The 25,451-nt window shown below is 41.5% G+C and carries 20 protein-coding genes and 2 tRNA genes; 14 read left to right on the top strand and 8 right to left on the bottom strand.

From position 1 onward, the window contains the following. Nucleotides 1-5: 5 nt before the first annotated feature. The 10 genes from tssM (at nucleotide 6) to tssH (ending at nucleotide 15,688) form a co-directional block, all read left to right on the top strand. Nucleotides 6-3,671 carry a type VI secretion system membrane subunit TssM gene (gene tssM, locus Xmir_RS06700; RefSeq protein WP_099113626.1) on the top strand — a complete coding sequence of 1,222 codons (3,666 nt, stop codon included), beginning with the start codon at nucleotides 6-8 and terminating at the stop codon, nucleotides 3,669-3,671. A gap of 41 nt (nucleotides 3,672-3,712) precedes the next feature. Then, nucleotides 3,713-4,795 (top strand): type VI secretion system protein TssA, encoded by a 1,083-nt coding sequence (gene tssA / locus Xmir_RS06695; RefSeq protein WP_099113625.1) that lies wholly within the window; start codon nucleotides 3,713-3,715, stop codon nucleotides 4,793-4,795. Nucleotides 4,796-4,867: 72 nt separating this feature from the next. After that, the gene (gene tssB, locus Xmir_RS06690; protein WP_099113624.1) at nucleotides 4,868-5,401 is read left to right on the top strand and encodes a type VI secretion system contractile sheath small subunit; all 534 of its coding nucleotides are present in this window, start codon (nucleotides 4,868-4,870) and stop codon (nucleotides 5,399-5,401) included. Nucleotides 5,402-5,404: 3 nt separating this feature from the next. Beyond that, nucleotides 5,405-6,907 (top strand): type VI secretion system contractile sheath large subunit, encoded by a 1,503-nt coding sequence (gene tssC, locus Xmir_RS06685; RefSeq protein WP_099113623.1) that lies wholly within the window; start codon nucleotides 5,405-5,407, stop codon nucleotides 6,905-6,907. Between the two features lie 149 nt (nucleotides 6,908-7,056). Further along, nucleotides 7,057-7,551 carry an Hcp family type VI secretion system effector gene (locus Xmir_RS06680; RefSeq protein WP_099113622.1) on the top strand — a complete coding sequence of 165 codons (495 nt, stop codon included), beginning with the start codon at nucleotides 7,057-7,059 and terminating at the stop codon, nucleotides 7,549-7,551. A 94-nt stretch (nucleotides 7,552-7,645) separates the two neighbouring features. Continuing rightward, complete coding sequence (locus Xmir_RS06675; RefSeq protein ID WP_244170876.1) at nucleotides 7,646-9,361, top strand: type VI secretion system-associated FHA domain protein; 1,716 nt, start codon at nucleotides 7,646-7,648, stop codon at nucleotides 9,359-9,361. 61 nt (nucleotides 9,362-9,422) lie between these two features. Then, nucleotides 9,423-9,977: a type VI secretion system baseplate subunit TssE gene (gene tssE, locus Xmir_RS06670; RefSeq protein ID WP_099113621.1), complete on the top strand. Its 555-nt coding sequence runs from the start codon at nucleotides 9,423-9,425 to the stop codon at nucleotides 9,975-9,977. A gap of 33 nt (nucleotides 9,978-10,010) precedes the next feature. Further along, the gene (gene tssF, locus Xmir_RS06665) at nucleotides 10,011-11,885 is read left to right on the top strand and encodes a type VI secretion system baseplate subunit TssF (protein ID WP_099113620.1); all 1,875 of its coding nucleotides are present in this window, start codon (nucleotides 10,011-10,013) and stop codon (nucleotides 11,883-11,885) included. Nucleotides 11,886-11,899: 14 nt separating this feature from the next. Continuing rightward, a complete protein-coding gene (gene tssG / locus Xmir_RS06660; protein ID WP_099113749.1) occupies nucleotides 11,900-12,949 on the top strand; it encodes a type VI secretion system baseplate subunit TssG in 1,050 nt (349 codons plus the stop codon). A gap of 90 nt (nucleotides 12,950-13,039) precedes the next feature. Next, nucleotides 13,040-15,688 carry a type VI secretion system ATPase TssH gene (gene tssH / locus Xmir_RS06655; protein WP_099113619.1) on the top strand — a complete coding sequence of 883 codons (2,649 nt, stop codon included), beginning with the start codon at nucleotides 13,040-13,042 and terminating at the stop codon, nucleotides 15,686-15,688. 41 nt (nucleotides 15,689-15,729) lie between these two features. Here the strand turns inward: tssH and rimJ are convergent, their stop codons facing one another. After that, nucleotides 15,730-16,314 carry a ribosomal protein S5-alanine N-acetyltransferase gene (gene rimJ / locus Xmir_RS06650; protein WP_099113618.1) on the bottom strand — a complete coding sequence of 195 codons (585 nt, stop codon included), beginning with the start codon at nucleotides 16,312-16,314 and terminating at the stop codon, nucleotides 15,730-15,732. A 174-nt stretch (nucleotides 16,315-16,488) separates the two neighbouring features. On the opposite strand from rimJ, the gene mdtH reads away from it, so the two are divergent. Continuing rightward, entirely contained in the window at nucleotides 16,489-17,694 is a 1,206-nt protein-coding gene (mdtH, locus tag Xmir_RS06645; protein WP_099113617.1) for a multidrug efflux MFS transporter MdtH, read from the top strand. Between the two features lie 52 nt (nucleotides 17,695-17,746). Further along, the gene (locus Xmir_RS06640) at nucleotides 17,747-18,310 is read left to right on the top strand and encodes a lipoprotein (RefSeq protein ID WP_099113616.1); all 564 of its coding nucleotides are present in this window, start codon (nucleotides 17,747-17,749) and stop codon (nucleotides 18,308-18,310) included. A 127-nt stretch (nucleotides 18,311-18,437) separates the two neighbouring features. Here the strand turns inward: Xmir_RS06640 and Xmir_RS06635 are convergent, their stop codons facing one another. Then, nucleotides 18,438-18,980: a TorD/DmsD family molecular chaperone gene (locus Xmir_RS06635; protein WP_099113615.1), complete on the bottom strand. Its 543-nt coding sequence runs from the start codon at nucleotides 18,978-18,980 to the stop codon at nucleotides 18,438-18,440. A 94-nt stretch (nucleotides 18,981-19,074) separates the two neighbouring features. Continuing rightward, on the bottom strand, nucleotides 19,075-20,022 hold the full coding sequence (gene ghrA / locus Xmir_RS06630) for a glyoxylate/hydroxypyruvate reductase GhrA (RefSeq protein WP_099113614.1): 948 nt from the start codon (nucleotides 20,020-20,022) through the stop codon (nucleotides 19,075-19,077). Nucleotides 20,023-20,336: 314 nt separating this feature from the next. Between ghrA and Xmir_RS06625 the strand changes: the two genes are divergently transcribed. Both Xmir_RS06625 and Xmir_RS06620 read left to right on the top strand, forming a co-directional pair. Continuing rightward, a tRNA-Ser gene (locus Xmir_RS06625) sits at nucleotides 20,337-20,426 on the top strand. Nucleotides 20,427-20,542: 116 nt separating this feature from the next. After that, a tRNA-Ser gene (locus Xmir_RS06620) sits at nucleotides 20,543-20,632 on the top strand. A 128-nt stretch (nucleotides 20,633-20,760) separates the two neighbouring features. On the opposite strand, the gene Xmir_RS06615 is transcribed toward Xmir_RS06620, so the two are convergent. From Xmir_RS06615 to Xmir_RS06595, 5 genes are all read right to left on the bottom strand, one after another. Next, nucleotides 20,761-21,276 carry a DUF6622 family protein gene (locus tag Xmir_RS06615; RefSeq protein ID WP_099113613.1) on the bottom strand — a complete coding sequence of 172 codons (516 nt, stop codon included), beginning with the start codon at nucleotides 21,274-21,276 and terminating at the stop codon, nucleotides 20,761-20,763. Between the two features lie 304 nt (nucleotides 21,277-21,580). Further along, entirely contained in the window at nucleotides 21,581-22,354 is a 774-nt protein-coding gene (locus tag Xmir_RS06610) for an alpha/beta fold hydrolase (RefSeq protein WP_099113612.1), read from the bottom strand. A 42-nt stretch (nucleotides 22,355-22,396) separates the two neighbouring features. Then, nucleotides 22,397-23,221, bottom strand: coding sequence for a VOC family protein (locus tag Xmir_RS28075; protein WP_244170875.1), 825 nt, complete (start codon nucleotides 23,219-23,221; stop codon nucleotides 22,397-22,399). A gap of 497 nt (nucleotides 23,222-23,718) precedes the next feature. Further along, a complete protein-coding gene (locus tag Xmir_RS06600; protein ID WP_099113611.1) occupies nucleotides 23,719-24,033 on the bottom strand; it encodes a Rieske 2Fe-2S domain-containing protein in 315 nt (104 codons plus the stop codon). Further along, the gene (locus Xmir_RS06595) at nucleotides 24,024-25,451 is read right to left on the bottom strand and encodes an iron-containing redox enzyme family protein (RefSeq protein WP_099113610.1); all 1,428 of its coding nucleotides are present in this window, start codon (nucleotides 25,449-25,451) and stop codon (nucleotides 24,024-24,026) included. Before Xmir_RS06595 ends, Xmir_RS06600 begins: the two co-directional genes overlap by 10 nt.

Here is a 25,451-nt window from a genome sequence, read left to right as displayed (position 1 = left end):
AAGACATGCTAAATGCGCTCCTTTCTGTCTTCACCAGCCGATTGACATGGAGTTTTATCGGAATAACGATTATTTCCTGTATTCTTTGGTTTATTGGTCCGATTATTTCTGTCGGGAATGCAGTCCCTTTTAAGTCAATTACGATACGAATAATTATTATTATTTTTTTTTACCTGACCTGGCTCTTAAATCAGTTATTACCCCGGCTGTACCAATCATGGATCAATAAAAAGTTAGCCAACCAATTGAATATCAGTCAGGATGAGGAAGAAGAAAAGAAACAAAATGTACAATATATTACTTTGGCAGAACGTTTTTCTGATGCTGCGCGATTATTGAAAAAAGCCTATTTTTCCGGCTTACTTAATAACAAGAAACCTCATTGGATAAATTTTTTCAGTCGTCAATATATCTACCAATTACCCTGGTATCTCGTTATCGGAGCACCCAATTCAGGTAAAACAACAGCGCTGGCGAATTCTGGCCTACATTTTCCATTGGCAGACTATCTTAGAAAATCGGCTTCGTCCATAAGAAGTACGGACAATTGTAACTGGTGGTTTACCAATAACGCCGTGCTGCTCGATACCAGCGGGCGCTACACCATGCAGAATGGTCTTATGCAGAATGGTCTTGTGCAGAATAGCCAGCATGAGCAAAGCGCTAAAGAATGGAAAAACTTTATCCGGCTGTTAAATAAATATCGTGCACGTCAACCACTCAATGGGATCATTATTGCTATCAGTGTGGAAGATTTACTTAATCCATCAACTGAAATACGGGATCAACAAGCCTATATGCTGCGCAGGCGTCTGTCAGAATTACATGAACGGCTTAAAATACAATTTCCCATTTATATCATTATTACCAAAACCGATTTGTTAAAAGGATTTAGCGCTTATTTCAACCATTTTGACAAAACATTGCGGGAGCAAATTTGGGGATTCAACTTTCCGTGGGATAAAAAAATTGACTGGAATCTGAATACAATATTTGAGCAACAGTATAGCCAATTACAACACCGTTTGGATGCTGAACTTCCCCATATTCTCTTAAATGGACAAAATGCACGGCAATCTGCTGAAAGTTACCTATTTCCACAAGAATTTGCTGCCTTACGTCCATTGATTGCACATTATCTTGAAATCGTATTCGCCAGATCAGGATTTGAAATTCCCAGCTATCCACGAGGGCTGTATTTCACCAGCGGAACACAAGAAGGGATACCACTAGATAATGTTATGGGAAAATTTAACCATAGGTTCCAATTGGCGACAAATAACGATAGTGACTCAATGTCATGGGGGAATGATAGAGAGATTGGGTATCCGAAACCTGCCCGCCAAACCTATTTTTTAAAGAATTTGCTGGAAAACATCTTTCAGGAAGCAGGAATAGCGGGCTATAACCGCTGGTGGATATACCGCAAACGCCTGCTGGATGGGTTGGGATATATTGTCCTGGCTGTGATACTGACACTGGTTGCCGATTCATTTTTAACCAGCTATAACAACAACAAAAATTATCTGATGGAAGTACAGGCAAAAATTCCGGCCATTATTCAGCAAGGCGCTAACTTACAGAAAAACGAGGATATTTATGCCCTGCTACCCATTTTAAACAGCCTGGCTCATTTAGATAAAAGCCGCGATTTTTCCTTAGAAAATCCCCCGCTCTCTTACCGTATGGGGCTGTATTCCGGCGAACAAGTCAGTAGTGCAAGTCAGTCTCTGTATAGAAAAGCATTACAAACATTGCTGCTACCCCAAATAGCAACACTTATCACAAACCAACTGTATAGCGATAATGGTGATGATATAGAGAAAACTTACAATACGCTGAAAGCGTATCAAATGTTATATCAGCCTAAACATTATGACGGAAAATTTCTGCATGATTGGGTAATGGAATATTTGAAAAATGACTTAAAAACAAATACCACTCAAGAACAGTACCAACAAATTGATCAGCATATCGGCCAATTGCTGGATAACCAAGTCGTCACATCACCGTTTATGCGTAATGATAATTTGGTCGAACAAAAACAACTACTCATCAGCAGCACTCCACCCGCGCAACGTGCTTACAACTATTTGAAACATAAGTTGTTAGATGATCCTGGTTTAACTCCAGTGAATTTGGTCACACTTGCAGGCCCCCAAGCTGAGTTAGTTTTCTCACGCACCAGCGGAACACCAATTACTGATGGTATACCAGGCATGTTCACTCCGGCCGGTTATCAGAAAGGTATTGAAAAAGATCTCAATACTTTTCTGACCACACTGTATTCACAAGATAACTGGGTGCTTGATACTTATGCGAGAAAGCAGACAACTAAAGAAATTAAATCATCCGTTGAGCAGTTCTATATCAATGACTACATATATCACTGGGATAAATTTCTTTCTGATATTCGTTTAAACAATATCAATGAATTAGATCAACGAATCAATACAGCCCGTTTGCTGTCTTCTTTTGATTCACCTATACGCCGTCTTCTGATTAATGCCAGTAAAGATATCACTCTGAATCAAAAAAAAAACATGGCTATCAATAGTACCAAGGAGCTTAGTGCCAAGAAACTTGACAACATCGCAAAAAGTAAATCGGGAAAATTAACAAATTTAGTTCCTGAACAAATATTGCCAGATAATGCTCAACCCACACCAGAACAACAACTGGAAGAGCATTTTGCAGATATTATTTCATTAGCAAAAACTACAAACACAAATAGCCAAAACATACCTTTTGATGCAACGTTGCGAGATGTTGGTAAGTTATATCAATATTTAACTGCCATGCAAAATGCAGTCAATACTGATATGCCTCTCCCTCCCAATACTATTATCATGCAGCTACAAACAGCATCTAAAGATTTACCAGTACCATTCGGCAACATGATTTCCTCATTGGCAGTTGGAGCCAGCAGCGACACCCAATCCAGTGATATAAAAAATGTCGGCAAGCATCTCAAGGTAGAAATCAGCGGTTTTTGCAATCAAGCCATTGCGAATCGTTATCCATTGATGCCTAAAGCAGGTAACGATATTAAACCTAATGATATGGCGCGGATGTTCGCTCCCGAAACAGGTTTAATGGACCGTTTTTTTCAGAAAAATTTAGTGGGTAAAGTCGATATGACTTTACCAAAATGGCGGTTTATGCCGGGAATGAATGGCAAGCCCCTAACCGGTGGAGAGGATTTGCTCGAGCCTTTCCAGCAAGCTCAGATTATCCGCAATGCTTTATTTAGCAACGGCCCATCACCATCATTCAGTGTCATGGTTCGTCCAGTCAGCATGAGTAACGATATATTAAGCATGATACTGGATGTAGATGGGCAGAAATTGCAATATAGCCACGGCCCGCAACTTTCACAACTCATCAATTGGCCCGGCCCTGCAAAAAATAATCTGGTTCACATCCAGTTGAACTTAAATAACGGCACAACTACGAATTTATCGACTTCCGGGTTCTGGGCTTTGAACCGGCTATTGGATCACGCAGATCGCATCTCGCGAAATTCAACAACTGATAATACGAGCTTTCAGGCAGGGTTTAATATTGATGGTCATACTGTTTTACTGGAGTTTACCCCAAGCAGCGTGTTAAGCCCGTTTAAACTCCCTACTTTTGTCTGCCCTAACCCTCAGGTGTTTAAAGCAGCATGATCAATCGCCCCACTTCAAACTGAATATAAGCCGAAGATACCATGAACATTGATACCTTACTTGCCCCAATCAGTGCGGAGTCTCCCTGTGGGGAATACCTCGAATATGATGGTGAATTTCTGGCATTAGAACAAATCCTAATCGAAAAACCAGAGCAGCAATTTGGGGATGTACTGATTCCCGCCGAACCGCCCAACTGGATAGAAGTCGAAAAACACGCTATTCAACTGCTTTTCCGCTCCAAAGATCTACGCATCATCATTGCCCTTACTCAGTCATGGCTGAACATCCGGGGGTTGTCTGGTTATGCCGATGGGTTGGGTTTACTCCATCAGACTCTGGAGCGTTATTGGGAAGAAGTATGGCCAAGACTGGAATTCGATGGGGAGTATGATCTTTTACTTCGATTAAACACACTGGCAGCCATTGAAGATGGTTCACCTTGTACAATAAAAGCTCAGCGTTCCATTATCCTGAAAAGTGTTTCGAAGGAATTATCTTTGCAGGAAGTTTGTTCACTCCTTAATGGCTCGGTAACAGAAATCAAAGGTTATACAGGCGGGCGTGCCAGGTTAATAGATGAATTGAGGCAACAGTCCAATGACCCTGAAATTATGGCAATAATAGCTATTCGTGAGCACCTTACCGCCCTGACGGATATTATTCGCCATCATCTATCCAATAATCACATACCCGAACTGCCACAATTCCTGAAACAGTTGGATACAATTATTGAATTTTGTCCCACGCATAATGCAGAAACAGATATTCCAGCGAATGCTGCCAATACAGAATTACCCGAATCGGTTCCGTCGGTAAAACAGAAAATATCGACAGAACAGATAACTTCACCATCAACAACCCTTACCAGCCCGGAAAAAATGCCATCATTCTATTGGCATGAAACTGAGGCCAGTAACCGCGATGAAGCACGCATTTTATTGGAAAAAGCTAAAGCTTATTTTCTAAAGTACGAGCCAAGCCACCCGGCTCCAATGATGATTGATCGCATTCAGCGGCTAATTGACCGCGATTTTATGAAGATTATTCACGATCTTTCACCAGAAAGCGTAAGTCAGCTCGAAATCGTTTTTGGGCGCCTAAACAACCCTGATGCGGATTAATTGCTGCTTATTTTATACCAATGGGTTTCGACTTACTCATTTATCTATCTAGCCAATAATGGAGAATTTGTCATGAAGTCCAGCGGACAAAAGTTTATAGCCCGAAATCGTGCTCCCCGAGTACAGATTGAATACGATGTTGAACTTTACGGCTCGGAAAAAGTGGTTCAATTACCCTTTGTCATGGGCGTTATGGCTGATTTGGCAGGAAAACCTTTAGAAGCCTTACCCGACGTCAATGATCGCAAATTTCTGGAAATTGACGTTGACAACTTTGATGAGCGTATGAATTCAATAAAACCCCGTGTCGCCTTTCAGGTTGATAATACCCTGACGGGTGACGGTAAATTGAACATTGAATTATCGTTTGAAAATATGACGGATTTTCAGCCAGATGCCATAGCTAAAAAAGTAGAGCCCTTGGCTAAATTGCTGGAAGCCCGTATTCAATTAGCAAATCTGCTGTCTTATATGGACGGTAAAAACGGCGCAGAGAAACTGATTTCCGAAATATTGCAAAATCCCGCGCTACTGAAATCGTTGGCGGAAACGCCAAATCCTGAAGATACCGCTTCGGGAGATGGCACTGAAGATGTTAAGGAGTAATTGATGAGCGTAACTGAACAAGACACTCTGGTGCAACAGGGGCAAGCATCGAAAGAATATACCCCTGATGAATTAAGCACCTTGCTGGATAAGGAATTTCGTCCGCAAAGTGATCATACCCGCAATGCGGTTGAAAATGCGGTGAAAACGCTGGCACAGCAAGCACTGGAAAATACGGTGACTGTCTCTGGTGATACTTATCGTACTATTCAGTCATTGATTGCTGAAATCGATTCCAAAATATCACAGCAGATGAATCATATCTTGCACCATGAGGAATTCCAGAAACTGGAAGGCGCCTGGCGTGGTTTGCATCATTTGATCAATAACACAGAAACCGATGAAATGTTGAAAATCCGTGTGATGTGCCTCTCCAAAAAGGAGCTGAGCAACACACTGAAACGTTTCAAAGGGGTTAGTTGGGATCAAAGCCCGATTTTCAAAAAAATCTATGAAGCGGAATACGGTCAGTTTGGCGGTGAACCATTCGGTTGTCTGGTGGGAGATTACTATTTCGACCACACTGCACCGGATGTTGAGCTTTTGCGCCAAATGGCACAAGTTAGCGCAGCAGCACACTGCCCGTTCATTTCAGGCGCATCGCCAAGTGTGATGCAGATGGAATCCTGGCAGGAATTAGCCAATCCCAGAGATCTGACAAAGATTTTCCAAAATACTGAATATGCGCCCTGGCGCAGTTTACGTGAATCGGAAGACGTGCGTTATATCGGATTAGCACTGCCACGTTTCCTTTCCCGTTTACCCTACGGCGCTCTTACAAATCCCGTTGATAATTTCAATTTTGAGGAAAACACTGAGGGCCCGACGCATAGCAACTACACTTGGTCAAATGCCGCTTATGCCATGGCCGTTAATATTAACCGCTCGTTTAAACTGTATGGCTGGTGTACCTCTATTCGCGGTGTAGAATCTGGCGGTATTGTGGAAAATCTCCCTTGCTACACGTTTCCCTCTGATGATGGCGGTGTAGATATGAAGTGCCCCACCGAAATTGCCATTAGCGATCGCCGTGAGGCCGAATTAGCAAAAAATGGTTTTATTCCATTATTGCATCGCAAAAACACCGACATGGCCGCTTTTATTGGTGCTCAATCACTGCAAAAACCATCCGAATACTACGATCCTGATGCCACTGCCAATGCTAACCTTTCAGCACGTTTGCCCTACTTATTCGCCTGCTGTCGTTTTGCCCACTACTTGAAATGTATCGTGCGCGACAAAATAGGCAGTTTCCAAGAACGCGCTGATATGGAACGCTGGCTGAATGATTGGATTACAAATTATGTGGATGGTGATCCTGTCAACTCATCACAAGGAACCAAAGCCAGAAAACCGCTGGCAGCCGCAGAGGTTCAGGTAGAAGAAATCGAGAGCAATCCGGGATATTACCAGGCTAAATTTTTCCTGCGTCCCCATTATCAACTAGAAGGTTTGACCGTTTCCCTACGTCTGGTTTCAAAACTTCCTTCATTAAAAGGAGCATAACGCAACATTAGACATCATGCTTTCTAACCAATATGTTCTAAATAATAGCCCATCCCTAATCTTCAGACAGCAATACACACATATCCCTATATAACCCCAATATTCACTTATTGGATTCAACTAAACTTTATTAATTAAGGTGAAAAATTATGTCTACTGCATCAGGCATTGATGCCTACATTCAATTTAAAGGTGTTTCAGGCGAAGCAGGCGATAAAAATTTCAAGGACTGGACAGCCGTTAAGTCATTCTCTCTTCAACTGGCTAACCGTGTTAACCACGAAAATCAAGGTACTGGACTGGGTGCCGGTATTGTAGATGTTTCTGGCTTAACTCTGGAACTTCTGTTTGATAAAGCAGCCGTTACCCTGCGCCAATATATCGTCAAAGGGACACACATTAAAGAGACTACACTTCAAGTACGTCGTCAGGGGGGAAAACAACAAGATTGGTATAAGTTAGTACTGTCAAATGCCTTAATCGCAGATTCCATCCTGACATACGGAGCGAACGGCTTCTCTTCTTCAATAGTTGTAGCCTTTCAAAAGCATAAAGAAAGTTACTTTTCTCAAGAATTTGCTTCGGGTGCTAAAGGTGCTGAAGTTAGTTACGATTGGGATTCTTACACTAATCAAGTCGGCTGATACACAACCTATAAACCACATCACTAACTCCCCTCAGGGTACTCTGAGGACTCTCTCAGGGGAGTTACTTCATCAACAATAGGTATCCGTGATTATGCGATTCACCATTGTTAAAAACACGAGTACAAGCCAGCCTCCACAACAGAGTCATGATTTTCTTCCTCCCGGTGGCACTATCGGCCGCAGCGCAGATAATAACTGGTGTTTACCCGATGAAGATCTGGCGATTGCCCGGTTGCAAGCTATTGTATCCATTTCGGCTGATGGAGAATGTCGGATTAACAATCAGGGTGCTGCATCTGATATTTTACTGAATATGATACCCTTGGCTCCTGATCGGCAGGTTGAAATCCGTGATGGTGATGTGCTGAATATTGGCAAATATCAAATCCAGATCATTGATGTAAAGAGGAGTTCACCCTCTCAGGCCGCTGACCTGACAAACAGTGATAAACAACAACCGAATGCGAATGAATCAAGAATTCCCAACGAAGTTTGGGACGATCTTGAACAAATTCTTACGACATCCAATCCCTCATCTCCTTCAGGTCTGCATCAGGCAGCACCAAAGACACAGAGATTGAACGATAATCATCCTCTGGTAAGAGAACAGCAGCATAAGGAGCGGAATCCGATTGATCCTTTAGCACAGATGGAAACAACAACCGTTCTTGAAACGCTACAGTTACGGGCGACAGATCCCATCGCTATGTTCAATTCAGATACGACTTTCCAGCAAGAAAATATCCTGAATGATCATACTCCTACAACGTTATTGCAACGCAACGAACCAGATGGCAATCAAGATGAAGATAAAAAGGAAGTGGACCCACTGACATTGTTTGATGACAAACAAATCAGCCCCCTGCAACATGCCAAAAATAATGACGATCCCCTGAACATGTTGTTGGATAATGCAGCCCCGCTAAATTCTTTGGATGGCACAACTATTTCTGATGTTTCTGATTCTGATGTTTCTGAGCCTCAATTGACTCCCGGACCAGGCCCAAAAACACAACTATTTACGCCTGAGACTCCCTCACCGCCACTTTTCGAACCAGAAAAACCTAAACAAGAAACAACTAAGGCACAGATAAAACACCCCATAGAGGAAATTCTCCATCATCATCAGGACACTTCCCACCATCAAAATGCTTCCCATCATCAAAACGCTTTCCATCATCAAAACAACGAACCCATATTGGAAGGAAAATTGCTGGCGGCCTTGCTGAATGGCATGGGATTGAAAGATTTCCACAGAGTGCAATTTGATGAACATCACATGTACCAATTAGGGCAACTGGTCAGTCAATTATCTCAGGGCATCGTGGTACTTAACGCCTCACGTAATTTACTTAAACGCAAAGCAGATGCAGACATACCCCAAATGCAATCAGATGCAAATAATCCATTTAAGCTTTTACCTTCTGGTCAATCTATTTTGGCACTGATATTTGGTGGTCATATGCCCGGGTTTATGCCACTTGAGCAGGCCACCCGCGATATTCTGATCGAATTACAGGCCCATCAGTTGGGAATGATTGCGGGGATACGTGCCAATGTGGCAGACATATTGCAATTATTCCACCCCGTTATTCTTGAACAAAAAGCACAGAGTGAAGGGTGCTTACCCCGTTTGTCTCTATCGTCAACCTACAAAGCATCAATGTGGGATTACCTCATCAAATATTATCAAGCAACCGCCAGTGAGCTTGAACAGGATTCTGTTCTGTTTGGCGAAGGCTTTCTGCAAGCTTATGAAGAAGAAGTTAATCGGTATAAAAATTTCCAAGACAGAACCCAAAAATAACGTTTATCGCTAACAATTTTCTCGCCACTCCCCCATTACCCTGACGATCAATAGGTAACCCATGAACGACAATATTACTTTGCTGCATGGTGGCTATCGTAGCCGAAATAAAGCTGCGCGTATTACTGCCAAAGATAGAGTGCAGCCTCTTTTGCTGGATAAACTCACAGATAACGAACCGGATAAAAAACAAGAAGCTATCAACAGTTATCTTCTGTCACACAGTGCCTTGCGACAAAGTGTCCTGAGAGATTTACAATGGTTACTCAATAGTATCAATAGTGAATCAGAACAAGATTTGAGCCCATTTCCAGAGATCCTTCGTTCTGTTTATAACTTTGGTCTGCCTCCTCTGGCTGGTAAATACATGTCAGGAATAGAATGGGAAGATATTCAGCACAGAATCATCAGGGCTATTCACATATTCGAACCCCGTATCATCCCCGATGAGCTTGAGATAAATTGCATTTCCGATACCCACTCATTGACTTTATACAACACCTTATCCATAGAAATAAAAGGGTTTTTGTGGTGTGCTCCTTGGCCACTCGAATTTCTATTCCGCAGTGATATCGATCTGGAAAATGGTTACTTCACCATACGAGAAGCCGGATAACGTTAAGATAAAGACAACTTAAGAGGGGAGGCCATGGACAGTAAACTGCTAGAGTACTATAACCGTGAATTGGTGTATTTGCGTGAAATGGGCAAAGAATTTGCCGAACGTTATCCGAAAGTCGCCAATCGTCTGGGAATGCATGGTATCGACGTTGTCGATCCCTATGTTGAACGTCTTATGGAAGGCTTTGCTTTTCTGACTTCCCGCATCCAATTAAAAATGGATGCTGAATTTCCGCACTTTTCCGAGCATTTACTGGAGATGCTATATCCTAATTATCTGTCTCCGACGCCTTCAATGGCGATTGTCGAACTCCAGCCTGATACCAGCAAGGGAGATATCAGCCATGGGTTTTTAGTGCCACGTGGAACCATCATGCACTGCCAAACGCTGAAAAAGGACGGCATTACTTTTCACTATGCCACAACCCAAGATGTCACCCTACAACCGTTACATCTGCAACATGTTGAACTTGGCAAAATTCCTGCCAATCTTCCACTGGTGGCACTAAACCTTCACCAATATGGTGCCGTCAGCGCCCTGCGCATTCATCTGAAATGCAAGGAAAAATTTTTCCTCAATGAACTGGCCCTTAACAAACTGGTTTTTTTTCTTTCAGGGCCAGATATTCAATCCCAACAGTTGTTGGAACTGATTATGGAACATTCTGTTGGCATGGTATGTAAGACGCTTGGCGATACCCCTCAATATCAGGTTTTACCCGATATTTTTCCACATCATGAGGGGTTTGATGATGACCAATCATTGCTCCCTAACGATCCCCGTAATTTCAGCGGATACCGGCAACTTCAAGAATATTTTGCTTTTCCGGCACGTTTTCAATTCTTTAGTATCAGCGGCATGGGATCTTTACTGAAACAAACAGAAGAAAAGAGTGAATTTGAACTGATTCTGCTGTTGAATAAAGTCGATGCTGATCTGGAACGCCTGATAGATGCCTCTTATCTGACCTTAAATAGTACGCCTGTCATTAATTTATTTCCCAAAATCACTGAACGTGTCACAGTGGAAGAAAATTCCAATGAATATCATTTGGTTGTTGATAATACCCGCCCTCTGGATTACGAAATTTTTTCGGTACAACGTCTGCGCGGCGTTGATACTACCCATAAAGAAACGCGAGTATTCAGGCCCTTCTGGTCTACTTTCAGCGATGATAAAAATAACTATGGCGCTTATTTTTCTTTGCGCCGTGATCCCCGTATTTTATCTGAACAAGCCCGCCAATACGGGACGCGATCCAGTTATGTTGGCACAGAAACATTTGTTTCCATTGTTGATGAACAACACTCTCCATGGCCCAATAAGCTAAAATTCCTGACTGCCGATATCATGTGTACCAACCGTGACTTATCTGCGATGCTGCGCCAACAAGATCTCGACAACTTTGCCATGCTGGATTCCATTCCCATCAATAAAATTATGTTCCTCAAAAGGCCTACAGCCCCACGCCCGGCCTTGGCGCAAGGTTCAGCCTCCTGGAACTTAATCAGTCAGCTTCAACTTAATTACTCGCACTTCATGGACAAAAATGACGAAAAAGGCACTCAGGCATTACGGCAATTGTTAAGTCTGTATGCCAACCTTGCAGAGCCAGCCATCATTCGCCAGATTAATGGCATTCGCCATTGTTCATTAAAAACCATTTATCGACGGGTTCCTGAGCCCGGCCCGATAGTTTTTGCCCGTGGCGTCAGTATTCGGTTGGAAGTGAATGAACAAGAATTTGCAGGCACCAGTCCTTGGCTGTTAGGCAGCGTACTGGAAAAGCTCTTCTCTAATCTGGTAACCATGAATTCCTTTACCGAAATGACATTGTATAGCCAGCAGCGTGGCAATATCGGTTTTTGGCCTGCCCAGATGGGTAATAAGAAATTGATATAAAAGACAAAATGAATATGAATCAAGAAAACGCCATCTCCATTCATCCTATATGTCGCTTACCAGATGACTTTTGGAAGCAGCTCACCCAAGCGCCGTGGCAATTCGATTTATTCCAAACCCTGCGCCGCATAGATGCACAATCCGGGGAATATTACATGCTCGGGTCCGCCCCATTGCCAAAATACGAACTCTTGCGGTTAGGGCAAAAAGCGTCCATGATTTTCGCGCCATCGACCCTATCTGAAGTCAAACAACGGGAGAATTCAAAACGCTATGATATGTTGATTTACAGTTTCGGTTTATTTGGCCCTAATGGGCCATTGCCATTACACATGACCGAATATACTTATGCACGGCAATATAATTATCAAGACACTACCCTGAACGCATTCACCAATCTATTTCATCACAGATTAATCCTGTTATTTTACCGCGCCTGGGCCAATGCCCAACCCACCGTATCACTAGACCGTCAGGATAACCAACGCTTTTGCCACTATCTTTCCTGCCTGATAGGCATGGGATTGCCCGCTCAGAAAAAAACAGCCTCAATTAGTGAACATGCCCGTTATTCGCTCTCTGGTCACCTGTCCCGACTGGGGCATAACGCGGAAGGTCTGGCGAAAATACTATTCGGTTATTTCAATATTCCGCTGAAAATTATACAAAATATCCCGCAATGGCTAGAAATCGGAGTACCCGATCAGGCTCAGTTAAGTGCCGGACGCAATATGCCCCGCTTAGGGATCTCTGCCTTTTTAGGGACGGCCCTATACGATATCCAATATAAATTTCGCATTGAACTGGGCCCGTTAAGGCTGGCTGAATATGGCATGTTCTTGCCGGGGGGGCCAAAATCACAACAATTGCGTGACTGGGTTTATCAATATCTGGGGATTGAATACGCATGGGATGTTCGCTTGATACTCCATCAATCTGATGTAAAAGGCATTCATCTATCAGAACCGACAAAACTGGGCCTGAACAGTTGGCTTGGCAAAATTGAACAACCAGCCCATCGCGGAGATCTGCTCTATAACTCAGAGTACTTAATTGCTTCTTAGCGCACTTTCTATTTCCATGCTATTTCCACGCTATCTCCACACGATTCCCACACATAACTTCTGTTAACAATAAGCTACGGATTATATCCTATGTCAGAAATCAGCCGTTCGGTCCTCTTTGGCAAACTTAACCGTATTCTGTTCACTTCCTTGGAAAATGCCACAACCTTTTGCAAACTACGCGGCAATCCTTATGTCGAATTAGTACATTGGTTGCATCAACTCATGCAGCAACAAAACAGTGATCTACAGCAATTTATCCGCTATTTTGCGCTGGATGAATCCGCATTGACCAAAGATATTGTTACAGCACTGGATCGCTTGCCACGTGGAGCCAGTGCCATCTCTGATCTTTCTGAGCATATTGATAATGCTGTAGAACGCGCCTGGGTATACGGCTCACTTAAATTTGGCGTGAATGAGATTCGCAGTGCACATTTACTGACAGGTATATTGAAAACCTTTAACTTACGCAATGCGTTGAAATCCATTTCTCCTCAGTTTGATCGTATTAATGCGGATATTCTGCTCGACAATTTCAATGAAATTTGCAGAGAAAGCGATGAATATCAGGTAAATACATCACCATCAGATGCACAGGGAAGCACTTTACCGGCAGGGGCAAACTCAGCATTACAACAATCAGCATTACAACAATCAGCATTACAACAATATGGGCAAGAATTGACTGCCCGTGCACGTAACGGTGAAATGGATCCCGTATCCGGGCGTGATGAAGAAATTCGTCAAATCGTTGATATTCTAATGCGCCGCCGCCAAAACAACCCCCTATTAACGGGTGAAGCCGGCGTTGGCAAAACCGCTGTCATTGAAGGATTGGCATTAAGGATTGTCGCAGGCGAAGTTCCACCACCTTTGCGCAATGTCCAGCTTTGGCTGTTGGACATCGGAATGCTACAAGCAGGAGCCAGCATCAAAGGCGAATTCGAATCCCGTTTACGCAAAGTGATTGATGAAGTGCAATCCAGCCCAACTCCGATCATTTTGTTCATTGATGAAATCCATACCTTAATTGGGGCTGGCGGACAACAAGGAACCGGGGATGCTGCCAATCTGTTGAAACCTGCGTTAGCACGTGGTCAATTACGTACTCTTGGTGCCACTACCTGGTCTGAATATAAAAAATATATCGAAAAAGATCCTGCCCTAACCCGCCGTTTTCAAGTTGTTCAGGTTCATGAGCCTGATGAAACCAAAGCACTGCTCATGCTACGCAGCCTGATCCATCCTCTGGAGCAACATCATCACGTGCTCTTGCTGGATGAAGCCGTTGAAGCTGCCGTTCGTCTTTCGCATCGCTATATCCCTGCCCGCCAGTTACCAGATAAGGCGGTGGCCCTGCTCGATACCGCTTGTGCCAGAGTTGCCGTCAGCCAACATGCAGAACCGCCGCAACTGGAAAATTGTCGTCACCGCATAGAGGCATTGCAAATTGAACTGGAAATTGCCGAACGAGAATCTAAAGTCGGCATCGGTGATAAACAACGTTCAGAACCCATTCTTAATGAACTATTGACTTTGGAAGAACAAAGAACGCAGTTGCAAGAACGCTGGGAGCAAGAACTTTTATTGACCAATAAAATTATTCATCTGCGAATGGAATTACACGGAGAACAGCATGATGAATTTGAGACAAAACACGCTGAACTGTCAGAATTACAACAACAATTGAAAACTTTGCAAGGAGAAGAACCCCTTATCTTTGCTGCCGTAGATGACAATGTTGTTTCTTCAGTTGTGTCAGACTGGACGGGCATTCCTCTCAACCGGATGGTAAAAGACGAAATTGATGCCGTATTACAGTTGGCTGACACACTCAGCCAGCGCGTCATTGGTCAGTATCATGGGTTAGAGTTAATCGCTAAACGTGTACGCACTTCACGCGCCAAACTGGATGATCCCAATAAACCGGTCGGCGTGTTCATGTTATGCGGCCCTTCTGGCGTGGGTAAAACTGAAACGGCACTCGCCCTTGCAGAGACGCTGTATGGTGGAGAACAAAACCTCATTACCATCAATATGAGTGAGTTTCAGGAAGCGCATACGGTATCGACCTTGAAAGGGGCCCCGCCCGGCTATGTAGGTTATGGTGAAGGCGGTGTGCTGACTGAAGCTGTCCGACGCCGTCCTTACAGTGTGGTATTGTTGGATGAAATAGAAAAAGCACATCCCGATGTCCATGAAATTTTCTTCCAGGTCTTTGATAAAGGCTGGATGGAAGATGGAGAAGGACGCCACATTGATTTCAAGAATACGATCATTATCCTGACATCCAATGTCGGTGCTGATTTAGTCAGCACATACTGCACTCAACAAGACACTATCCCTGCGCCAGATGAACTCAGCACTGCATTACGTAAGCCGTTACTGAATGTCTTTCCGGCGGCCCTGCTGGGGCGATTGCTGGTCATTCCTTACTATCCGTTAAGTGATGAAGTGATGACCAATATTGTGCATCTACAATTGGGAAGAATTAAAAAACGCCTATTGGAAAATCATGGCATTACAGCGACATTTGATGATGCAATGGTTGAGCATATCGTCAGCAGATGTACAGAAATTGAATCAGGTGGGCGCATGGTTGATGCGATCCTGACAAATACTTTGCTACCGCAAATCAGCCGGCAACTGCTTTTTGCCAGTGCCCACGATGAACACTATCGTCAATTGCAGGTATCCCTTGAGCAAGGTGAGTTTCAATTCCAGTTCACTGATTAGACAGCTAATCAAAACCACCTATCTTGCAGAATATTTCTGACTTATAACCCAACACCCCATAAATGATCGGTCAGCGCTGTCAGTATATGATCTTGCCAAATACCATCAATCATTAAGTAATTCTTGGCATAACCTTCTTGTTCGAAACCGAGCTTCTTGAGCAGATTTCCACTGCGATGGTTATGCGGCATATAATTAGCCATAATCCGGTGCATTTTCTGATAGCGCTGCATATAACGAATTGCCGGCAACAATGCTTCATACATTAACCCCTGTCCCTGCCATTTTTCGCCTAAGGAATAACCAAGGAAACAGGAATGAAATGCTCCACGCATAACATTGGTGAAATTAGCCACGCCCATGACTTCATTTTCATCAGGGTCTAATAACAAGAAATTAAATGTCGCCTCCTTCCGTTGCAATTCCGCAATATAACTCAATCTATTTGTCCATCCCGAAGGTTGATAAAAACTACCATCCCTTGTTGGCTCCCATGGCTTAAGAAAATCTTTATTTTCTGCATAATATTCAGCCAATCGATAAGCATCCCGCTCATACACCAAACGAACGACCATCCTATCTGTAATAAAGCGAATTTTTGGCGATGCAGAACGATAACCAAACATGCCTTCTCCTGATATTTATCTTGAAAATTTCTTCAATAATTTAGCTTTTATAGAAATTATAATCACCCTCTTACGATAAAAAAATATCATCTATATTCCCCCTACCTTAAAGCTCAAATTAAGTTCAAAATAATAAAAAATCACATTTATTTTTTCACATTTCAATGGTGCAAAATGTCATTAGTTTCACAAGCACGCAGCTTGGGTAAATATTTTCTTTTATTGGATAATTTATTAGTCGTTTTAGGATTTTTTGTTGTTTTTCCCCTGATTTCAATTCGTTTCGTCGAACAACTGGGTTGGGCCGCCGTTATCGTGGGCTTGGCTCTGGGTCTGCGCCAGCTTGTACAACAAGGATTGGGTATTTTTGGCGGTGCTATTGCAGACAGGTTCGGTGCCAAGCCAATGATTGTCACGGGCATGTTATTGCGTGCATTGGGTTTTGCCCTGATGGCAATCGCTTCTGAGCCTTGGATATTGATTTTCTCCTGTGTTTTATCGGGATTGGGTGGAACATTATTTGATCCTCCAAGAGCGGCACTGATTATTAAATTGACCCGCCCCCATGAACGAGGACGCTTTTATTCACTCTTATTGATGCAGGACAGCGCAGGAGCCGTCATTGGCGCACTGATAGGAAGCTGGTTGCTGCAATATAATTTCAATATCGTCTGTTGGATTGGTGCAGCGGTGTTTGTGCTCGCCGCCTTATTTAATGCCTGGCTCCTGCCTGCATACCGTATATCAACAACCCGGACACCCATCAAAGAAGGAATGGGTCGTGTCATCAAAGATCGTCGGTTCTTTTACTATGTGCTGACGTTGACCGGTTATTTTATTTTGTCAGTACAAGTCATGTTGATGTTCCCGATCATTATCCATGAAATTTCCGGTACGGCGACTGCCGTTAAGTGGATGTATGCTATTGAAGCGGTGATTTCCCTGACACTGCTCTATCCCATCGCGCGCTGGAGTGAAAAATATTTCCGTCAGGAACAACGATTGATGGCGGGTCTGCTTTTAATGAGTATCTGCATGTTCCCGATCGGTTGGGTCAGTCAATTGCATCTCATATTTGGTTTAATAAGCGTATTCTATCTGGGGATGGTAACAGCAGAACCTGCCCGTGAAACATTAAGTGCATCACTGGCTGATCCCCGCGCTCGTGGCAGTTATATGGGATTCAGTCGGCTGGGGTTGGCGCTGGGCGGCGCATTCGGTTATACCGGCGGTGGATGGCTTTATGATACAGGCAAGAACTTGAATATGCCGCAATTACCGTGGCTTTTGCTGGGATTAGCGGGCTTAATAACTATTTATGCCCTGAATCGCCAATTCAATCAGAAAAAGATTAAACCTGTCATGATTAACAGACATTAATTACACTATTAATCGTGTAAAATCTGCCTGTTGAAGATAAAAAGGAGACAATATGAGAAGATTTTTCTTAGGCGCAGTATTGGTACTGGTGGGTTTAATCAGCGGCTGTGATCAATTCAAGGAAGTCAGCATCAGCGAAGGTTTACTTAATGACTATTTATTAAAAAAAGTTCATTATCAAAAGCAAATCAGTATTCCCGGGGTAGCCCAAGCCAATATCACACTGGGTGATTTAACCAGTCAGGTGGGTCGTCAAGATCCAGAAAAAATTGAACTATCAACTCAAGCAAAAGTTCAATTGGTGAGTTTGTTGGGAGCGACTCAAGCTGACATGAAACTGACTATCAAAGCTAAGCCGGTATTCAATGCAGAAAAAAGGGCTATTTTCATTAAAAATTTAGAAGTTGCCGACTACCAGACAACGCCAGAAAAAGCCGCCACTCCGATTAAGGCTTTGATGCCTTACTTGAATACTTCGTTGAGCGAATTCTTTGATACTCATCCGGTTTATGTGCTAAATCCAGAAAAAAGCAAAGCGGAAGCTGCTGCTGTAACATTAGCCAAAGGATTAGAAGTTAAGCCTGGAAAATTGGTTATCAGTTTGACTGATAAATAATTTTCATTACCAATAAAATAATAAAGGCAATTAATTAATTGCCTTTATTTTACCTCTTAGTTAACAATGGATTTATCAATTAAGCTTGTCTTTTTAAGACAGACGCTAAATCGATAAAGTGACATTGTCACTCAGATTCAAGCTCTTCACGCAACGCCTGCAATGCTTCGCGAGTGACAATCGCTAAAGTCCGATAAAAACCACTGGTTGCATGGGCTTCAACTTTACCAAGAAATTGCCCACACCAAGGTAACAAATACTCATCAAACAAGGTAATCTGAGCCTGAACTTCGTCTTCTGCCGCCTGATCTTCCAACCATGACGCAGCCAACAATAAAGAACCGAATTGATCAGCAGGAGTTTCAGACAAAGGCATACCCCGTTCTGCTAAAAACTGACGGACTTCACTTTCTTTTTCATCAGTATAATCAGAACGGCAAACGGACACGCCAGCAGATTCTCCAATAAACAGAGATTGATAATCCGCTTCAATCACTGATAATTCACTGTGTTGCTGTAATCGCTCCAGTAATTCGTCCTGTTCCAAAGGCCATGCCTGTTTCAGTTTCCCCTCTGCAATCATGGCAATCAAAGGTTGCAGAACAGGATCTTGTGGTGCACGGTTAAATAATGTTCCCAAGATACGGCAAACAATAGAAAATTCGTTCATGATTTCATCCAATTTCAATAACTTATTTAAATAATAAACACGGTTATTGTCCCTAATCGTCTGCCTTGCTGTAAAGCAACTTATTTAGCAGCCACTAGTAGCCACGAGCTATATCGACGAGACCTGTGGGTAACTCCCCATTTTCGATTCGTCGAATATTTTCACAAATAACATCCATCGCCTCATCAGGAATGGTAATCGCCGCAATATGCGGAGTGATATTAATGCGTGGATGAGTCCAGAAAGGATGAAGATTTGATAATGGCTCCTTAACAAATACGTCAAGCGTTGCACCAGCGACATAGCCTTCATCAATAGCAGTCAATAAATCCTGTTCAACGAGCTGATCACCTCGTGCTATATTAATCACATATGCACCAGATTTTAACTGACTAAATAATGAAAAATTGAGGATACCATGAGTTTCCGGCGTATTTGGCAGGATATTAATCAACACCTTGCATTCAGAAAGAAAATCACTTAGTTGCTCTTCTCCGTAAAAGCTTTCAACATTGTCGATTTGTTTTGGAGTACGGCTCCAGCAACGAACGTTGAAATCAAATTCCCGCAATTTTTCAATAACACTCCGCCCTAAAACCCCTGCGCCTAAGACACCGATAACAAACTTTTTCCGGTTATGGGGAGCCACTGGCTTCCAGATGCGCTGCTCCTGAAATTGTTTATATTCGTCCATGCGGCGAAAATAGTATAAAACGGCATTAACGGCATATTCCTGCATCTGCCGTGCCATTCCTGTATCTTCAAGGCGTATTAGCGGAACCCCCGCAGGCAGCGTGCCCGGATTTTCCAATTCTTGTTTAAGGACAGCATCCACGCCTGCGCCAAGTGCAAATATACCTTTTATATTCTGACGACTTGCTAACATTTCATAGGGGGGTAACCAGACTAGCGCATAATCAGCGGGAGCATCATCACCATGAACCCACTGCCGGACTTTAGCCTCAGGTAATCTGGTTTGTATTCCCTGAATCCATTTATCAGCGTTAAAATTAAAGGAAGGGTGATAAAAAATGATGTTCATAAAATCTCATTCCTTTTTGTTTTTCTAATAGGGTTAACCTATTGCCGTAAGGTTGCAAGCTTCCGGTGAGAAGACGGGAATGAAAATATTAATAATGTTATCTACTTAACATATTTGCCATGGTTCGTTGCAGAAAAAGTGCATTCACTTTCATAATTGGTTGCCAGACATGCAAATTGTTTTTTATTTGTCTAATCAATCAAAAAGCCGGAAAAAAATCATCACAACCCTGTTGACGCCTGCTCTGCTTTTCCCTATAGTAGCGCCCCGTTGCAGCGATGAACTTAAACGAGTTAACTGCAATAACAAAATATGGTGAGGTGTCCGAGAGGCTGAAGGAGCACGCCTGGAAAGTGTGTATACGTGAAAACGTATCGAGGGTTCGAATCCCTCCCTCACCGCCATATTCTTTGAAAGAGCCTGAACAAAACGCTCAGGCTTTTTTAGTGCCTTCCCAATCAAAAATGATCGGGCATGTAGCGAAAGGTGTTCTTTATAGAATACTGCAAAAACAAAATTTGGTGAGGTGTCCGAGAGGCTGAAGGAGCACGCCTGGAAAGTGTGTATACGTGAAAACGTATCGAGGGTTCGAATCCCTCCCTCACCGCCATTTTATGTGTGAAAGCCCGAACATCAGTTCGGGCTTTTTACATTTATATGTCTCTCTCAATTTATATACCTCTCAACAATAAAAATCTGCATATATCCAATCTGATTAAAAGAGAACATAAGATTATCTCACAGCATATTTTTAGGCTTGTTTCTGTAATAATGGATAAATAAATTCAGTGCCCCGCCCCAAAAAACGCCATCGGACAAACCACTCACAAAACCAAACATCAGATTAAAATTGAAATAATGTAACAATACAGGATTAACACCTGACATGGCAGAAATAATGAATTTTACTATAAAAACCACAAGAATGAGGATTAAAGTCAAAGGCGTTCCTGATCGAATAATGAATCCACTGTCACTTCCTTTTCTTAATCTAGGTTGGTTTTTCCATAACATCCATCCTGCAACTCCCCCCGCTAATATCCCCAATATGAACATTAATAATGCAATATTTGTAAATACTGTTTCATTCAATACATTATAACCACCCCATATAAAAAACAATATTGGTAAAAAGAACAGACGTTCAATCCGCATTTTCCTGTCATATAACGCATTGATACCTCGTTTAATTAAAAAAGCAAATAAAATCCAAACCCAGAGTGGCGTATCTTTCAAAATGGTCAGAATCGACATATCACCTCCCTTTATCATATTGCTGATAAAATCATTAATGATTTAAATAAAATAGACCATTACTCACACTTATTCACCAATAATGGTTATAAAAATCAGGTTTAATACTTGGATTCACTTTATATTGGTTTGCAATAAGACCAACCAGTGGGTTTATCCGGAAAAGAATGCTATCGGCAATGGTTAGAAAATTTAATCGGGCAGAATAATAGTCTAAAAAACTACAGGCCTGAGATACAATTACGTTTTTAGCAAAAAATGCAATCGTGTATATCTCAGGCGTGATTCATTTAGCAGCCAGAATCTAATTTGATAAAAATTCTTTCAAAAACGGTATCAACAACTCTGGTTTTTCTTCATGGGGCGAATGTCTCGTAAAAGGAATATTTAAAAAACAAGAATGAGTGACTTTATCGGCTAATTCCGCCGAATTGCTGCGAGAAACCAAGCTATCATGATCTCCCCGAACCACCAGCAACTTACACGTTATTCTGCTGATAGTTTCATTAGGGTAACCGCTCTCACTATTATCAAGCCACATAGGGACAATGCTGCTGAACAATTTGTTGAAATCGGCTTTTGGGTTCAGCCTATGATAACTTTCATAGCTATCAGGTAACATTGCTCGCCAACTATCTGCCGTCACCAAGGTAAATATCTCTCTCGTCGGATCCTCTTCTTTTAATGTCCAATGAGCGCCTATAATTACTATTTTATCAATTGGGATACTTCCCGCCGCAGCCAGTCGTAACGCCACAATACCTCCGTCACTGTGACCAATAATGCTGCATTTTCCTAACGTTAAATATCTGACAACAGCTTCTACATCTTGTTGAAGCTGTTTATACGATAAATTTCCTTGCCCTAATGTCGATTTACCCTGCCCCCTGCTATCTATCCCAATAAGTTGGTAACTGTTTCCAAGATCGTCCACAATTCGGTTAAATGTCTCAATATCACTTAAACCACCATGCAAAAAAATTAGTGGATATCCATTTGGATTGCCTTGCCGCTCGTAATAAATATGAGCGCCATCAATTTCTAAGTAACTGCCATTTTGATGATTAAAACCTAACATAATATCTCCTTCATTTACCTTAGAGCCTAATGGGATAGGCTCTTAATCCAAAGGACACACTCGAATAATATGACCATCAGGATCTTTCACGAGGAAAGTGCGTCCAAACACATCATTATAAGGTTCTTGTTTAATCTCAATGTTTGAGTTCTTTTGCCATCTTTCAAAGAGTCGATTGACGTCCTCGTTGGAGGACAACATAATACCAATCTCAGAAAATCTCGGAATAGCGCTATCAGGCTTTGCACCTCCGCTCCAAATCGCAAAGACTGCTGCCTTACCCGCAGAAAATGCGACATAACGTGGGCTGGCAAAGATTGGTTCAGCATTGAAAATAGTTTTATAAAAAACCGTAGAACGCCCGATATCAGAAACATAAATCAGTTGAAGATTAGGGTTAACAAGGATGGAATCTACCATTTCATTTGTTTCAACTTCATTTTGTTCAACGATCGCCTTAAGCCTTGATATCGTATCAACCAGATTTTGTGTCACTTGTTTGAAGAAGCCCTCAGCCTGAGCATTTAGCATATTCATCTCAGGCTCAAAAGTCACAGTTACCTGAATGCGCTTTGCCATGCTATTTTCATCGGTCAAAATTTGGTGACAGAAAGTTAATATTCCCACCTGTGGCAGTTTAACCTGATCGGTGAACTCTTTATTCACTTCTACCTTTGCAAGATAGAAGCGTATCTCAGGCATACCACCTAATACCATTCTGCCATATTGCCCAGTTTTCACTTCACCTTCGAATTTAAGATATTCGAGATCAGTCTCCCATTTTTTCCGCAAATCAAAATCAACATAATGAGCCCAAATCTGAGATGGTTTTGCGTTTATCGATATAGAAAAAGTTAGGGTTAACATGAAAAACTCCAATAGTTAGATAGCTGACTCAAAACATGTTGTAGAGTTCACAGAGTAGCAATCTGGTGTGACAGTTTTTGTCAGTAGTGTTTTCTATATTTAAATATCAGAGAAAATATCTATTGGATAATCATCAATTATACAGTAATAAACGTGTTTTACACTTGCCAGAATTCTCAGAAAATCATATTAGCTCTTATAATTTTCATGGCTACTTAAAATAAAAGGTGGGATAATTGAGAGGTGAAGATAATGTTATTCCTATACTATTTAATGTGCAATGATAATAAATGATAAAGATAATTTTTTATAACTTTATTTAATAAAAAATATTGTCATAATTTTCAAAACGAGTAACCAGTGCCCAAAAATCTTCCATAAAAATTAATACATCAATGATTTTTTATTGTAACACTGGTTAATATATAACAAAAAAATTCTTTTTTGATCATGCAATAATATCTCAGCATATCTATTTTTCGAAACTAATTTTACGGCTAGGATATCGTTTTCACCGGCCATTCTCTATCCATTTTAGTCACAGATACAAGAATAACTTTTCCAGTAGATCGATAATAAATTGCTGATATGTTTTTTGACATTGCAGGTTTTTTTATTATATTCCCATGCCAGAGACACTCTAATGTTCCGTCCGCGTGCTTTTTGCAAAGATGTATAGGGCCTCCTCTATGGGGGCATTTATCATTAAGGGCAATAATTTTATTATTCTCAACATAAACTACAACCCTCTCATTTTCCGCAGGGAAATTAATAAGCAATGCCCCGCTATAGTTGATTTGTTTTACTCCCATTTATCTAAATCTCCTATTGTATAAATTTCATAATCGCAAGACGCTGAATTAATTAATGCACCATGCAATCGATTATTTTCTATAACAATCCCTTCTCCAGATTTTAAAATTGTGGATTTCCCAAAACCGTTCAAAAACTCCATAGTCCCTGATTTAACATGACATAGCTCATTTTGATCATGGGAGTGAGTTATTGACAATTCATTGAATGGCTCCGTGAGCTTAACACAAGGGATAATGTTTTTACTCGCGGCTTCTTTTACTTTTGTTATGATTTTATTATGTATATTTTTATTTTTCTCACAATTATCCTTCCATTTTATCTGGTGTATAAAGTCTTGTTCGCTGATCTCACCGATTAAACGTGATTCCTCAAAGCCTCTGATTATTTCTGTTGCTGCAATTTGCCCATATTTATCTATAGAAGGTGAAACCAATCCTTCAAATACCATTCTTGAATGATCTATATCTATATGACAATGCTCATTGAAGTATTTTACATTAATATTTGGCAATGTTTCTTTGAGTACATTTCTCCAAATTTTACAACTTGTAATAAAAGATGTCTCTGCTTGGTAAATCGCACCGATATAACGAAAAAACTTCCGCTTATCTTTGGTAACCATATTATAATAGTTTGCTAATAGTAAGCTGCCATTAAGATAATATTGCCAGTAATAGTGAGGTGTAGGATTTAAATTAACTGAATTAAGCGTATCTTGATATAGCTTTGAATGTTTTTTAGAAAAATCGCCATATCCAAGCTCATCAATAATAATCTTAAATAAAGAACTGCCAATTTCTCCATAGCTTCCACTAGCATATCTGGCCATAGGGCTTGATTCAATCAAGAAATCCAAAGATAGCTGAATCAGCCAATCTTTTGCAGTTGTAACAGGATCTAACGATGTTAAAATCGCATTCTCTGATGGAAGAGAGGTGCATTTCAGTGATTCATTTGCGAAATAAAAAAAATACTCTTTGACTTTTTCTTTATTCCAATTTCCAGTAATGCTTATTTCATCATCAAGAAAAGAGAAAAGATATTTTTCCAAAAATCGAATCCCTATATTAGAGGTAATAAATCTCTCATCCGAATAGAATTTCTGATAGTCATTCCATACAAACTCATCCTGTTCAGGAAGCATTAAAAAATCCATTTCATTCATGGTAAAAAGTGTTCTGTTTGCAGCGAATGCACCATAGGTTAAAGCAATATCTCTGGTTAAAGGATTTGAAAAATCAATATACTTAAGAACATGTGGCCTGATCCTGCGGCCATAAAACTTTTCTTCGTAAATATTTTCATTATCAATACATTGCTCTGAATCAGAAAAAGCAAGAACCGCATCTCTGCCAATATTCATATCATCAAAATTTTCGATTTTCCGATAGTCACGTATAGATTTCTTATTCAT

The organism is Xenorhabdus miraniensis, from assembly GCF_002632615.1.
This window is presented reverse-complemented; position numbering and strand designations above follow the sequence as displayed.

Coding starts and splice junctions, on each gene's coding strand:
- mdtH (WP_099113617.1), top strand. CDS start 16,489: ATGTCATTAGTTTCACAAGCACGCAGCTTGGGTAAATATTTTCTTTTA.
- ghrA (WP_099113614.1), bottom strand. CDS start 20,022: ATGAACATCATTTTTTATCACCCTTCCTTTAATTTTAACGCTGATAAA.
- tssA (WP_099113625.1), top strand. CDS start 3,713: ATGAACATTGATACCTTACTTGCCCCAATCAGTGCGGAGTCTCCCTGT.
- tssM (WP_099113626.1), top strand. CDS start 6: ATGCTAAATGCGCTCCTTTCTGTCTTCACCAGCCGATTGACATGGAGT.
- Xmir_RS06635 (WP_099113615.1), bottom strand. CDS start 18,980: ATGAACGAATTTTCTATTGTTTGCCGTATCTTGGGAACATTATTTAAC.
- tssG (WP_099113749.1), top strand. CDS start 11,900: ATGAATCAAGAAAACGCCATCTCCATTCATCCTATATGTCGCTTACCA.
- Xmir_RS06680 (WP_099113622.1), top strand. CDS start 7,057: ATGTCTACTGCATCAGGCATTGATGCCTACATTCAATTTAAAGGTGTT.
- Xmir_RS06640 (WP_099113616.1), top strand. CDS start 17,747: ATGAGAAGATTTTTCTTAGGCGCAGTATTGGTACTGGTGGGTTTAATC.
- Xmir_RS06615 (WP_099113613.1), bottom strand. CDS start 21,276: ATGTCGATTCTGACCATTTTGAAAGATACGCCACTCTGGGTTTGGATT.
- Xmir_RS06595 (WP_099113610.1), bottom strand. CDS start 25,451: ATGAATAAGAAATCTATACGTGACTATCGGAAAATCGAAAATTTTGAT.
- tssF (WP_099113620.1), top strand. CDS start 10,011: ATGGACAGTAAACTGCTAGAGTACTATAACCGTGAATTGGTGTATTTG.
- Xmir_RS28075 (WP_244170875.1), bottom strand. CDS start 23,221: ATGTTAACCCTAACTTTTTCTATATCGATAAACGCAAAACCATCTCAG.
- Xmir_RS06675 (WP_244170876.1), top strand. CDS start 7,646: ATGCGATTCACCATTGTTAAAAACACGAGTACAAGCCAGCCTCCACAA.
- Xmir_RS06610 (WP_099113612.1), bottom strand. CDS start 22,354: ATGTTAGGTTTTAATCATCAAAATGGCAGTTACTTAGAAATTGATGGC.
- tssH (WP_099113619.1), top strand. CDS start 13,040: ATGTCAGAAATCAGCCGTTCGGTCCTCTTTGGCAAACTTAACCGTATT.
- tssE (WP_099113621.1), top strand. CDS start 9,423: ATGAACGACAATATTACTTTGCTGCATGGTGGCTATCGTAGCCGAAAT.
- Xmir_RS06600 (WP_099113611.1), bottom strand. CDS start 24,033: ATGGGAGTAAAACAAATCAACTATAGCGGGGCATTGCTTATTAATTTC.
- tssB (WP_099113624.1), top strand. CDS start 4,868: ATGAAGTCCAGCGGACAAAAGTTTATAGCCCGAAATCGTGCTCCCCGA.
- rimJ (WP_099113618.1), bottom strand. CDS start 16,314: ATGTTTGGTTATCGTTCTGCATCGCCAAAAATTCGCTTTATTACAGAT.
- tssC (WP_099113623.1), top strand. CDS start 5,405: ATGAGCGTAACTGAACAAGACACTCTGGTGCAACAGGGGCAAGCATCG.